Here is a 12,332-nt window from a genome sequence, read left to right on the forward strand (position 1 = left end):
TGTTGTTGATCCCAGCCTAGCCCACAACGTGACAACCAATCATCTTTTGTCTTGTCAGCGGGCACGGATCCGGACACCCTCCTCCAGTTGCCGGTCCGGGTGCCTTACCACCCGGTCGCCAACTTTCAGGCCATCGAGAATCCGGGTTTTCAGCCCGTTGCTCTGGCCGGTCTGCACCGGCTGACGATGGACGGTATCGTCCCGGGCAAGGAAGACCCAGCTCTGGCCTTCGGAGCTGAAAATGGCGGATGACGGGGCCCATAGCACGTCTTCGTCAGACCAGAGTATGAAGCTGGCATCCACCCGGTAGCCGTCACCGAGGGATTGCCACTGCTCGATAGGACTGGTGATATCTGCCACCACCTGCACCCGTTGCTCCTCTACCCCCAGGGCAGAAATATCCTCGAACCCTACCGGCTCTACTCGCCGGACCACACCCTTCAGCTCCGGCCCGCCCCAGCCGCTGAAGCGAACTTCTATGCCGGGCTGCAGTTTCACCGCGTCAAAGCTGAGCACGTCAATGACCACCTCCAGGGCCGCCGGGTCTCCGACCTCGGCAATGGGACTCCCCGCCTGAATCACACCTTCACTCTTGCGCACGACCGAAAGCACTGCACCGGCGACCGGAGACGTCACCGCCACCCGCTCCTTCGGCTGTTCACCACTGCTGTGGGCGGCTGACACTTCCAGTCGGGTACGCGCCGCTGCCAGCTCGTGGGCCATCACTTCCTGATCAAAGCGGGCGGAGCGCAGAATGGCCTGTGCCCGATCCGCTGTGGCTCTCGCCTGTTCAATCTCCTCCTCGGAGACAAAGCCGTTTTCACTCCTGGACCGCAGTGACTCAAGGCGCTCCAGCTCCTGGCGGGCAAAACGGGCCTCGGCCTCAGCCGCCTCAACCTTCTGCTGCGACGAATGCAGCGCAGACCGGGCCGATTCCACTTTCGCCTCGGCTTCAGCCCGGCTTCTGGCATCCAGGATGGCCGAGGGCATCGGATCCACTTCGGTCAGGGTCTGCCCTGTTTTTACAGAGTCACCCACGTCAGGCAAGACCCGGTGCAGATAGCCGGAGACCGGTGCCGAAATCAGGTACCGGTCCTTGACCCGGGCCTTGCCCTCCTCGGTGATGGAGACCTCCAGCGGTCCGCGACTGACCTTCGCCAGATCCACCCAGACCGGATCGGGCCGGAAGGCAAAGGCGATCGCTGCCACCGCCAGCACCGCTACCAATCCCCAGAACAGCCATTTTCCCGACAACCGTTTATTGCTCACAGCACCCCGCCCGAACGTTGATCCATCTGATGTTCTCCTGATTATTATTCACGGGTTTTGAGGACCGCTATCAGGTCCAGGTTGCGCAGACGCCACCAGGCGATCACACCCGAAGCGATAGCAGAAACCACAACCACCGCCGAAGAAATCGCCAGTGTCTGCGCAGTGATGGTCAGCGGCACCCGGTAGAGCTCGGTCTGCATTGCCGTAATAATGGCCCAGGACAAACCATACCCCGCAAGCCAGCCCAGCGGGATTCCCAGCACCAGCATCACCGCCACTTCCGCCAGCAGAATATGATTCACCTCATTATGGGTGTATCCCAGGACCCGCAGGCTTGCCAGCTCCCGGCCTTTCTCCGCCAGGGAAATCCGCACGGTGTTGTAGACCACGCCGAAGGCAATGATGCCGCCCAGCATGCTGATGAAAAGGGTAAACGTCAGGAAGGTTTTTGCCAGTGTTTCGTAAAAACTGTCGAGCATCCCCTGACGAATACTGATGCCGAGTATGCGGGGCGTTTCCCGCAGTTCGCGGTAGGTTTCCTGAGCTCGCAGGGGGTCAATGTTCAGCAGAATCTGATTGACCAGTTGCCCCTCACCCAGCGCACGGTTCAGGGACGCCAGCCGCATGTAGGCCCCCACCCCGAGGAACTCGCTGGTGATACCGGCAACCGGCAATTCGACGCGGCGGCGATCGCCCTCGAGAATTTCGATCTCAAGCGTCTGACCCGTGCTCACATCCAGTCGTCTGGCCAGAAAATCCGTCAACAGCAGCCCGGCCTCCGGCAGGGAAACCGGCTCCAGTTCCTTGTCGATCACAAACTGGAGGCTGGCCTGATCAGGCATGCCGGTGATTGCGCCGCGCCATTCCCTGTGCCCGTTCACCAGCCGAGCGGTTACCACCCGACGTCCCTCCGCGTAACGGATACCCGGCTGCCTCTGCAGGTCATACACCGCCGGTGAATTGACCGGGTCAATCAGGGTAGCGGTGACATCCTGTTGCTGGACCCGGGCAAATTGCGAATGCACCATCAGGGATACTGCATCGAACTGGAAATTCCCCACCAGGACGATGGCGGAGGCCATGGCAATGCCGCTGACCGACAGTAGCGTTCGCCCCGGTCGCCGAAACAGTTGCCGGACCACCATCCGGGAGGGTTGGCTGAAACCGCGGGGCGCGAAAAACCGTTCAGCGGCGGTAACCCGAAAGCGGGCCGGGCCCTCGGGACGCATGCCCTCGGCGGGCGGCAGTGCGGCAGCGCGTCGGATAGCCTGCCAGCCCCCCAGCCAGGCCACCAGCAGGGTAACGACCGCAAGCAGCAGGAGCCAGGCCGGATCCAGCCGGAACAGCAGCGACGGGAACCGGTAGTAATCCATGTAGATCTCACCCATGGCCCGGCCCGCCCAGACACCCAGGGCCACTCCCAGCAACAGGCCGATCACCGAAATGGTCAGGACCAGCTGGCTGTAGTGCCAGCCAATCTGCACGTTGCTGTACCCGAAGGCCTTGAGTATGGCAATGATGTCCCGCTGGGTGCTGATCAATCGGTTGATGACCACATTGAGCAGGAACATGGCCACTGTCATGAAGATCGCCGGGAAAACCGTTGCCATGGTGCGGAGCTGGGCAAGCTCATCGTCCAGCATCTGGTGGGAGAAATGATCCTCACGCCCGTAGGCGCCGGTACCACCATAGCGGTCCAGCACCCGATCCAGGCTGTCGATAACCGATGCCACCGGCACCCCGGGCTCGACCCGGGCAACCAGGCTGTTGAAGGCCCCTTTCATGTCCATGGCCGCCGCCAGTGCTTCCCGTCCCATCCAAAGCACGCCATAACGCGGGTAATCCGGCAACATGCTTCCCGGGGCAAGCACATAGATGAATTCCGGCGCCTCCGCGATGCCGGTAATCGTCAGCTGCTGGCGCCGGCCGTTGATGATCCCGGTAAACCGGTCACCGGGTTCCAGCTGATGGGCCTCGGCAAAGCCCTGGATCACCACCACTTCATGGCCCCGGCCCGCCTGCGGCAGACGGCCTCGGCGCAGGAACAACTGGTTCACCTCGGGTTGGCCCTGTTCGGGCAATGACACCAAGCGGGCGGACACCGGATCTTCGAACCCCGGCATCTCCAGTTTTGCGCCCCCTTCCACCCGTGCACTGAAACGGGAAATCCCGGGAATGGCGGCAATCTGCTCGGTGACATGCAGGGGTGCCCGCTTGAGCGAGGCAAACACTTCGGCAAACTGGTAATCGTCGTAATACACCGCGCGCGTGGACACCAGGGACGAATAGTTGACGAGGGACAGCACACACACCGCCACACCACCAGCAATCACGAGCGCAATGGCCAGCACCTGACCCCGCATCTGCCAGAGCTCCCGGCGAATCTTGGTGTTGAGTGAGGGGGTGGTCAGGGCCATGGCGTCATCAGGTCACCGGCGTATTCCACACAAAGCGTGGTGTATGGCAGCACCTGCAATCTGCGCGGATCGATTTCTTCCCCGCAGGATTCGCATTCATCACCGACTCAATCGTTGATGCGATCCAGGAGAAATAAACACTTACAGTAAAGCATAAGCTGAACCCGGGATTGATGCTTGTCAAAATTGCGTCATCACCGCTCAGGCAGAATAGAGCTTCATTCAACCTGTATGCAAAGGAACTGTAACCATGACCAACGATCTGTTTGAAAAAGCCAACCGTCTGAATGAAACCCTCTTCGAGCAGTTTGGCAAGGCCGCGGAAATGCAGATGAACGCCTTCCGTCGTTATGCGGATGTCACCATGGAGCAGGCAAAAAAAGTGTCCGAAGTCCGTGATCTGGAGAGTCTGAAAAGGCTGACCGGAGACCAGGCGGAAACCCTGAAATCCCTGAGTGAGCAGTTCACCGCTGACTGGAAAGCCTGGCAGGACTACTTCAGCGAAAGCCGCGAGCAGATCCAGAAGGTGTTCGAGAAAGAGCCGGAAGAAACAGCCAAACCCGGCCCGAAAGCCGCCAAGTAAGGGAAAACCATGTTCGGTCTGGATACTCTCGGTAAGGCTGTCGGTCAGCTCGTTAACGGTTTCGAAACCAACGTTCGTCAGGGCCAGCAGCAACTGGAGAAATTGCTTGGAGATACTGGCGTTCTGGATGATGCAACCCTCTCCACGATAACGGAAATGTCGGATGCCTACCGGACGATGGCAGAGGACCTGCTACTCCACCCGCTGCGGTTCGCTGGAGCCGAGCTGGATCTGGCTCGCAAGCATGCCGCGCTGGGGTATTACACCCTCGCCCGGCTGGTGGGCAGGGATAAACCGCCCGTAGTCGAACCGGAACCCGACGACCGACGCTTCCAGGCCGAAGACTGGCGCAAACACCTGCCTTTCGATGTTCTCCATCAGGCCTATCTGATCAATTCCCGCACGTTCCTGGACTGGGTAGCTGCCATGGAAGGGATGCCGCAGGCAGGGCGGGACCAGATGCTGTTCTATGCCCGGCAACTGACCAGTGCGCTGTCGCCCTCGAATTTCCCGGCTACTAATCCGGAGGTGCTCCGGATTACCTGGGAACGTAAAGGGATGAACCTGGTAGACGGTGGTCGGCAGCTGATCGAAGACCTGCGTCAGAACCCGTCCCTCTTCAACGTTGGAATGACCGACCGCTCCGCTTTTGAGGTGGGACGTAACCTGGCAACCAGTCCCGGCAAGGTGGTGTTCCAGAACGAGCTGATGCAGCTGATCCAGTATTCGCCGACAACGGAAACCGTCAGCAAACGCCCGTTGCTGATTGTTCCTCCCTGGATCAACAAGTATTACATCCTGGACCTGACCGCCAGGAACTCCTTTATCCAGTGGCTGGTGAACCAGGGCCAGACCGTGTTCATTATTTCCTGGCGCAATCCTGGCCCTTCGCTCCGGGACAAAGGCTGGGAAGACTATATGGAGCTGGGGCCACTGGCTGCCATGGAGGCGGTCACCGAAGCCACCGGCGAAAAACAGATGAATGCGATCGGTTACTGTATCGGTGGCACCCTGTTGGGCTCAACGCTGGCCTGGCTCAAGAAAAAACGCCGCAACCCGGTGGTCAGCGCGACCTATCTGACCACCCTGCTGGACTTCTCGGACCCGGGCGGCATCGGTGTCTTTATCAACGACCATTCAATCCGGGGTATTGAACGGATGCTTGAGCGCAAGGGCTATCTCGATGGCCGAGCCATGGCGTTCACCTTCAATCTGCTGCGGGAAAACGAGTTGTTCTGGTCGTTCTGGACCAATAACTACCTGAAAGGCCAGAAGCCGGCGGCTTTTGACCTGCTTTACTGGAACACCGATGGCACCAACCTGCCGGCCAGGATGCACAGTTTTTATCTGCGGCAGATGTACCTGAACAACCGGCTGGTGCAGCCGGATTCCCTGAACCTGCTCGGTGAATCCATCAACCTGTCCGAAATCGATGTGCCCTCTTTTTTCCTGTCTGCCCGGCAGGATCATATCGCCAAATGGAAAACCACGTACAAGGGAGCCCTGGCCCACGGTGGCGATGTCCGCTTTGTGCTCTCCGGCTCCGGGCACATCGCCGGCGTGATCAATCCGCCCTACAAGGAAAAATACGGTTACTGGACCAATGACACCCTGGTGCCGGACGCTGACGCCTGGTTTGAAGGTTCGGAACATCATTCCGGGTCATGGTGGCCGTATTGGCTGGAATGGATTGCTGCGTTCACTGAAGAGACGGTTCCTGCCCGCACCCCGGGGGACGGAAATCTGCCCGTGCTTGAAGAGGCACCCGGCAGTTATGTCAAAGTCAAAGCTGCGGACGCTGCGAAGTTGTGAATACCGGAAAGTCCATGGGGCGGCGAGGCAGGTCGGGCGAAATCTGTTCTGGTCGTTCAGCTCTGCTGTTGCTGAGGAGGTAGTCAGAGCCATGGTGTCACCAGGTCAGTGTCTTCGGGTCCTGCCGTTCGGCATTGCGGGACTCGCCGCTGATCCTGCCGTCAGACATGGTGATCACCCGGTCTCCCATACCGGCGATAGAGGCATTGTGGGTAATGATGACGGTGGTGGTCCCGGTTTCCCGGTTGGCCTTGTCCAGGGCTTCCAGCACCAGCACGCCGGTGGCCGAATCCAGCGCTCCCGTGGGCTCATCGCAAAGCAGCACCTGCGGGCGCTTGGCGATGGCCCGGGCAATGGCCACCCGTTGCTGCTCCCCACCGGAAAGCTGGGCGGGAAAGTGGTCCATCCGGGATTTAAGCCCGACCAGGCCCAACGCTTCGTCGGGCGCCATGGGGTCTGAGGCGATCTCGGTGACTGCCGCGACGTTTTCCCTCGCCGTGAGGCTCGGAATCAGGTTATAGAACTGGAATACGAACCCGACATGCTCCCGGCGGTAGCGGGTCAGCTCGGCATCACTGGCACCGCTCAGGTCATGATCCCGGTAACGCACCTCACCGGCGGTAGGTACATCCAGTCCGCCCAGAATATTGAGCAGGGTGGATTTACCGGAGCCGGAAGCACCCAGCATGACGACGAGCTCACCGGCATAGAGATCCAGGTCGATGCCCCGGAGCGCATGCACCTGTACCTCACCCTGGTCGTAAACCTTGGTCACACCCCGGGTGTGGAAGACCGCTTCCTTGCTCACAGTTGGAATACCTGCCTCTGCTTCCGGGTGATTCAATCGCCGGCGCAGTCGACACAAAGCGTGGTGTACGGCAGTACCTGCAATCTGCGCGGATCGATGTCTTCCCCGCAGGATTCGCACTCATCGCCGACACCATTATTGATGCGCTCCAGGGCATGCTCGATCTGGACGAGCTCGGCACGGGCCTCCGATTCCAGAGAGTCGACCACTTCATCGTTCTGGGTCTGGGTCGCCTGTTCTTCAAAGTCTTTGTCCAGGGCGCCGTCTTCTCGGTTCTGGTGGGCGTGGTATCGATTCAGGCGAGCCTGAACGTCGGCTTTCAGGGCTTCCAGTTCGGATTTACGGTCAGTCATGGCGGGTTACTACTCCTTTGAGCTTCCATGGGACATTAACGCCTACCCTAAAGCATAAGCTGAACCCCGGATTGATGCCTGTCAAAATTCCCGTCCGACAAACGACTGAACGTTGCCCCCCAAACTAATTCTGACCCGGCCCCCTGGCGAGGTCCGGGTCAGATTCATCTCCGCGTTGATTTCTGACTTCAGTCGCCCCGATCCGCGATGTAATCGGTAATGGCGGCATAGAACTCCATCTCGTCGAAGTTGTCCGGGCCCACGCCAATGACATCCATATGATCCTGGTTGATCACGTAGCTGGACGACGTCATCTGGGTACTGTTCGGATGGTTGATGTCGCTGACATAACCCAATCCACGCTGCTCCCAGGCATAATCCAGACAGCCCCAGCACTCATAGAACTGCATCCTGTAGCCCTGCTGCTGGCTGTTGATGCCAACCAGACCATCGTCATCCCTGTCACCGCCGTAGCCATCGCCCTGGCCGGCTGCACCGTCGCCGTTGCAGTCGTCGTAGCAGTAGCCGTCACCATCGATGTTGTAGATCAGTTCGGACAACAGCCACAGGGCCGGATTCACCCCGCTGCCATTCTGCGCCGTCATCATGGACACCGAGTTGGCAACGTAACTCGTGCTGGAAGGATACTTCTGGTTGAAGGCCTTCATGCCGGTGGTCACGCCATCGTTGGGATCGTAGTCGTTGTAAACCAGCTGCTTGGCACCGGCGATGGCGTCGTTGCCACTTCCGTAGACCACGTTGCCGTAGTAGTTGGCCAGGGTTTCAGTGATCGAGTTGATGTAGTGATCCAGAACATACTTGGCGACCGGTGATCCCCGGTGCGGCGATGAAACACTGACATGGGTCTGAACAACTCGGTAACCCTTGCGTTCCCGCAGCAGGCGAGCAGCCTTGCGGGAATCGATACCGCCCTGGGAATGAGACACGATATTCACATGACTGGCACCGGAGGTGGCCATGTAGCTTTCGATGTTGTTTGCCAGCTGATAGCCGCGTACCTCGGAGCTCTGGAACGGAGTCACCGAGGAGACAAAACTGCGCTGGTCATCATTGATGTCGCCGTTGCAGTTCGCTTCCAGGAACTTGTCACAGGGGTCGAGTACATAGGTGCCGTAGTCGTCGCCCCAGTAATCGTATCCGAGGATGTCATCGAACCCGGCCATGCCGTGAGCAAAAACCACCGGGTATTGGGTACGGTTGGCATCCCTTGCCAGGGTCGCAGGGGCGATCACCATCCCGGTGACCAGGAGCATGACTGCGCCCACCCTTGTCAGGGCACTTTCGTTCTTCATGGTATTAGCCTCTTGTTTTTTTTGTGAGCCTGACCACGGTACTGCTACCTGATCCACCCGGACACAGGTAACCGGGGCGCCTAAAAAACAGGCAGCCCATTTCTAGCCCATATCCTTTTGTCCCGTTGTGAGAAATGTCACATCTGCAACAAATAGGTGATACCTTCTCATTTTTTTGTAGTGGCTCACACTGCAAACAACCGGAGCCTGATAGGTTTGAAACCGGTTCATGACAACAACTCAAAACAACAAATGGTGACCGGTGTGAAAGTAAAGCCAATCCCGGTGCTGATAATCGGCTCGGCACTGATCGCGGTCGCGGCCTATCAGTGGGCCGGGAGTGAGATGACCATAGCCACCACCCCGGATGTATCCTCGCCACAGGAAATCAGGAAGTCGGAACCGGAAACGGCTCCAACACTGGCTACTCCGACACAGGAAGAGCCTGCCGTGAATGATGACCTTGAGGCCTTTCGGGAACGTTTGATGGCCCGGTTCGAGGGCCAGCTTGATCATCCCGGGGGGCAGGTAAGGTTGCTGGGCGAATTGATGCGGTATCTCAACCAGTTCGATCCGGAGCACTGGCGAGAAAGCCTGTCGGCGCTGCTGCTAAGCTGGTTTCCGGATCGTGGCGAGGAGCTTCTGAACAGGGCCGAAGCGATGATCGCCTACCAGGATTTCATGGAACAGCAGCAGTACACCCTGCGATCCATGGGGCCGGACGAACGCCGGGACTTCATCTGGGCCAAACGCCGGGAACTGTTCGGTGATGCCGCCGATGACATCTGGCAATCGGAGCTGCGTAATTATTCCCTGAGCCAGTCACTCAAGAACCTGGACCAACAGCCCGGCCCCACCCTCGCCAAGGCCGAGGCCTACACCCGGGCCATTCAGGACGCCTACGGCGACGAGGCTGCCCGTGTCATGGAGCGACGGCGCCAGGAACTGACCGATCGCTTTCTTTCCCTTACCTCCGTTCAGCAGTCATTACACGAGCAGGCGCCGGAACAGCGTTATGAAACGCTGCGCGGGATCCGCCAGCAACTCGGCATGGAAGAGCAGGCCCTTGATCGCTGGGATCAGCTTGACCGGAGCCGGGACAACCGCTGGTCCCAGGGTGAGAACTATGAAACCAAGCGGCAGGCCATCGTTGAAAAATACCAACCGGGACCCGAGCGGGAAGAAGCTCTGGACAGCCTGAGCCAGGACATTTTCGGAGACGAAATGGCGGCGATTATCCGGGACGAGGAGGCAGCCGGCTATTTTCGATTTCAGGAAAGCCGCATTTACGGTCAAAACTAGAGGAAAAGACCCCGGCCCGACATGAACCAGTCAGCTATTGAATCCAGCGAAATGTGTGGCAACCTTGAGCCTTTGCGCAAGCTCGCGTGGTCATCGCCTTCGGGAGGAAATAATCATGACTTCACAGGCCACCGGTTATCTGGCCAACACACCGCTGATACTCGGGATGATGCGTCTGCTGGATCATCCGCAACTGCATGCTCCCAAAACCCTGGCGGCATGGATTGAAAGCCAGCTCGAGCGCGGCCTGGATGTTTTCGATCACGCCGACATCTATGGCGACGGTGAGTGCGAACGCCTGTTCGGCGAGGCTCTGGCAGCCTATCCGGGCCTGCGTGACAAGATCCGGATCGTTACCAAGACGGGGATCGTGCTGGCCCATCAAGACACCAGTCAGTGGCAGACCAAACACTACCGGGCCGAGGCGAAACACGTATCCGGGGCCATCGACCGGGCTCTGGGGCGACTCCGGGTTGAGCAGGTGGACACCTTCCTGATCCATCGCCCGGATCCGCTGATGGACGCCGAGCCCGTGGCCAGGGTGCTGGAAGAAGCGGTCAGTGCCGGGAAGGTCCGCCACATCGGGGTGTCCAATTTCCGCCCGGAACAGTGGCGGTGGCTGCAGAAAAACACCGACCTGCCACTGGTCTGCAACCAGGCCGAATTGTCACTGACTCACGCTGAGCCTTTGTTTGACGGCACCCATGAGGCCCAGCTCAGCGACCGCTTGCGCTGGCTGGCCTGGTCCCCCCTGGGCGGCGGCAAGCTGGCCGGGCACCTGCCCGAAGATCTGCTGGAAACTGCCCGGGAACACACGGGGCTGTCTGAAACCTCGCTGGCGATTGCCTGGATCAGTCAGATTCCGGGACAGCCGATCCCGGTGCTTGGGAGCATGAACGACGACCGGATCAAGGCGGCGCTGGAGGGCTGCAACTCGGTTTTGCCACGCACCCTGTGGTTCGCACTGCTTGAAGCGGTTCGTGGCCGGCGGGTGCCCTGACCCGGACCGATCACCAATATTTGATATACATCAACCGCCTACAAACTGTTACGGAATTTTCCACCTTAGTCCCATTGTTGGCTTTATGATCTGCGTTGACACTTACGTGCGCGTAAAAACAACAATCAGAAATCATCTTTCACCGTACCGGTGATATTGCTTCTGGAGGCCAACTTCCATGACTTTGAGAAAAGTCCTGTTTTCGGCGTGCCTGCTCATGCTGGCAAGCTCTACTGTCTATGCTGAAACCCTAAAGATCGGGCTGAACTACCCTCAGACCGGGCGCTACAAGGACCAGGGGCTGCAACAGCGGCTCGGCGCCTTTCTGGCCGTGGATGAAATCAACAAGGCCGGCGGCGTGATGGGACAGCCGCTGGAGCTGGTCATCCGCAACACCCGGGGCGAACCCAAGCAGGGGGCGGAAAACACCGCCGAACTGATTGACCGGGAAGGCGCGAAGATGGTGTTCGGTGGCGTATCCAGTGCCGTAGCCATTGCCTCGGGCAAGGCTGCCCGCGACCGGGATACGATCTACTTCGGCACCCTCACCTACTCCAATGCCACTACTGGCGCCGAAGGCCACGAGTACATGTTCCGTGAGCCCTACAACGCCTGGATGACCGCCAAGGCGTTGAGTCAGTACCTCAGCCGTAACCATGCCAATGAAGAGTACTTCTACATCACCGCCGATTACACTTGGGGCTGGTCCGTCGAGGAATCCGTGCGCAAGTTCTCAGGCACCGAGGACACCAACGCTCACCAGGGCGTGAAGACCCCGTTCCCCCGCGCGCTGATCTCGGATTTCCGCAGCGCCTTGGAGCAGGCCATGGCCAGTGACGCCAAGGTCCTGATGCTGGTGCTGTTCGGTGATGACATGGTCCGGGCCCTGAACGTGGCTTACGAGATGGGCGTTCTCGATAAAATGCAGGTTGTGGTGCCGAACCTGACCCTGGGCATGGCACGGCAGGTTGGCCCGACCATCATGTCCGGTATCGTCGGTGCATCACCCTGGGTCTGGAACCTGCCGTACGAGAAGAACTATGCCCGTGGCAAGGAATTTGTCGAAGCCTTCTCCCAACGCTACGAGATGCGCCCGTCCACCTCTGCCGCCTCGGCCTACAGCATCATTTACCAGTACAAGGACGCCGTGGAGCGTGCGGGTACTACCGACAGCAAATCCGTCATCCGGACCCTCGAGGGGCACCGCTACAGCCTGCTGAAAGACGAGCAGTACTGGCGCGAGTTTGACCACCAGAATGTCCAGACCGTGCACGTGGTGAAGATCAAGGACCGGAACACCATTGTGGCGGATGAGTACAGCTCGGATTACTTCGATATCATTGACTCCATGCCCGGAGACGAGGCCGCCCAGACCCGCGAGGAATGGGAAGAGCGCCGCCGGGAGGCCGGCAAACCCACCAGCCTCTGAATCCGGGACTGATTCTTTCCCCGCAACACCTCATCGGACGGAG

10 protein-coding genes and 1 pseudogene are annotated in these 12,332 nt (G+C 59.3%); 5 read left to right on the forward strand and 6 right to left on the reverse strand.

Annotation, left to right across the window (positions count from 1 at the left end):
• Nucleotides 1-54 precede the first annotated feature (54 nt).
• From DET50_RS15270 to DET50_RS19665, 3 genes and pseudogenes are all read right to left on the reverse strand, one after another.
• Nucleotides 55-1,269, reverse strand: coding sequence for an efflux RND transporter periplasmic adaptor subunit (locus DET50_RS15270; RefSeq protein WP_113863623.1), 1,215 nt, complete (start codon nt 1,267-1,269; stop codon nt 55-57).
• A gap of 44 nt (nt 1,270-1,313) precedes the next feature.
• Nucleotides 1,314-3,689, reverse strand: coding sequence for an ABC transporter permease (locus DET50_RS15275; RefSeq protein ID WP_113863624.1), 2,376 nt, complete (start codon nt 3,687-3,689; stop codon nt 1,314-1,316).
• Nucleotides 3,680-3,781 (reverse strand): annotated as a pseudogene (locus tag DET50_RS19665) (TraR/DksA C4-type zinc finger protein); the annotation flags it as partial. The pseudogene DET50_RS19665 and the gene DET50_RS15275, both read right to left, overlap by 10 nt.
• A 158-nt stretch (nt 3,782-3,939) precedes the next feature.
• Here DET50_RS19665 and DET50_RS15285 point away from each other — a divergent pair.
• Nucleotides 3,940-4,272 (forward strand): phasin family protein, encoded by a 333-nt coding sequence (locus tag DET50_RS15285; protein ID WP_113863625.1) that lies wholly within the window; start codon nt 3,940-3,942, stop codon nt 4,270-4,272.
• A 9-nt stretch (nt 4,273-4,281) separates the two neighbouring features.
• A complete protein-coding gene (locus DET50_RS15290; RefSeq protein WP_113863626.1) occupies nt 4,282-6,084 on the forward strand; it encodes a PHA/PHB synthase family protein in 1,803 nt (600 codons plus the stop codon).
• Nucleotides 6,085-6,181: 97 nt separating this feature from the next.
• On the opposite strand, the gene DET50_RS15295 is transcribed toward DET50_RS15290, so the two are convergent.
• From DET50_RS15295 to DET50_RS15305, 3 genes are all read right to left on the reverse strand, one after another.
• Nucleotides 6,182-6,892: an ABC transporter ATP-binding protein gene (locus DET50_RS15295; protein WP_113863627.1), complete on the reverse strand. Its 711-nt coding sequence runs from the start codon at nt 6,890-6,892 to the stop codon at nt 6,182-6,184.
• Nucleotides 6,893-6,924: 32 nt separating this feature from the next.
• Nucleotides 6,925-7,245: a TraR/DksA family transcriptional regulator gene (locus DET50_RS15300; protein WP_113863628.1), complete on the reverse strand. Its 321-nt coding sequence runs from the start codon at nt 7,243-7,245 to the stop codon at nt 6,925-6,927.
• Between the two features lie 188 nt (nt 7,246-7,433).
• Nucleotides 7,434-8,558, reverse strand: coding sequence for an esterase/lipase family protein (locus DET50_RS15305; protein ID WP_113863629.1), 1,125 nt, complete (start codon nt 8,556-8,558; stop codon nt 7,434-7,436).
• A gap of 264 nt (nt 8,559-8,822) precedes the next feature.
• Here DET50_RS15305 and DET50_RS15310 point away from each other — a divergent pair, with 264 nt between their 5' ends.
• The 3 genes from DET50_RS15310 (at nt 8,823) to DET50_RS15320 (ending at nt 12,289) form a co-directional block, all read left to right on the forward strand.
• On the forward strand, nt 8,823-9,860 hold the full coding sequence (locus DET50_RS15310) for a hypothetical protein (RefSeq protein ID WP_147252222.1): 1,038 nt from the start codon (nt 8,823-8,825) through the stop codon (nt 9,858-9,860).
• Between the two features lie 115 nt (nt 9,861-9,975).
• The gene (locus tag DET50_RS15315) at nt 9,976-10,860 is read left to right on the forward strand and encodes an aldo/keto reductase (protein ID WP_258546140.1); all 885 of its coding nucleotides are present in this window, start codon (nt 9,976-9,978) and stop codon (nt 10,858-10,860) included.
• Nucleotides 10,861-11,038: 178 nt separating this feature from the next.
• Nucleotides 11,039-12,289 carry a substrate-binding protein gene (locus DET50_RS15320; RefSeq protein WP_113863631.1) on the forward strand — a complete coding sequence of 417 codons (1,251 nt, stop codon included), beginning with the start codon at nt 11,039-11,041 and terminating at the stop codon, nt 12,287-12,289.
• Nucleotides 12,290-12,332: the final 43 nt, after the last annotated feature.

The organism is Marinobacter pelagius, assembly GCF_003315345.1.
Classification (GTDB): Bacteria; Pseudomonadota; Gammaproteobacteria; order Pseudomonadales; family Oleiphilaceae; genus Marinobacter; species Marinobacter pelagius_A.

Coding starts and splice junctions, on each gene's coding strand:
- DET50_RS15320 (WP_113863631.1), top strand. CDS start 11,039: ATGACTTTGAGAAAAGTCCTGTTTTCGGCGTGCCTGCTCATGCTGGCA.
- DET50_RS15275 (WP_113863624.1), bottom strand. CDS start 3,689: ATGGCCCTGACCACCCCCTCACTCAACACCAAGATTCGCCGGGAGCTC.
- DET50_RS15290 (WP_113863626.1), top strand. CDS start 4,282: ATGTTCGGTCTGGATACTCTCGGTAAGGCTGTCGGTCAGCTCGTTAAC.
- DET50_RS15315 (WP_258546140.1), top strand. CDS start 9,976: ATGACTTCACAGGCCACCGGTTATCTGGCCAACACACCGCTGATACTC.
- DET50_RS15300 (WP_113863628.1), bottom strand. CDS start 7,245: ATGACTGACCGTAAATCCGAACTGGAAGCCCTGAAAGCCGACGTTCAG.
- DET50_RS15285 (WP_113863625.1), top strand. CDS start 3,940: ATGACCAACGATCTGTTTGAAAAAGCCAACCGTCTGAATGAAACCCTC.
- DET50_RS15305 (WP_113863629.1), bottom strand. CDS start 8,558: ATGAAGAACGAAAGTGCCCTGACAAGGGTGGGCGCAGTCATGCTCCTG.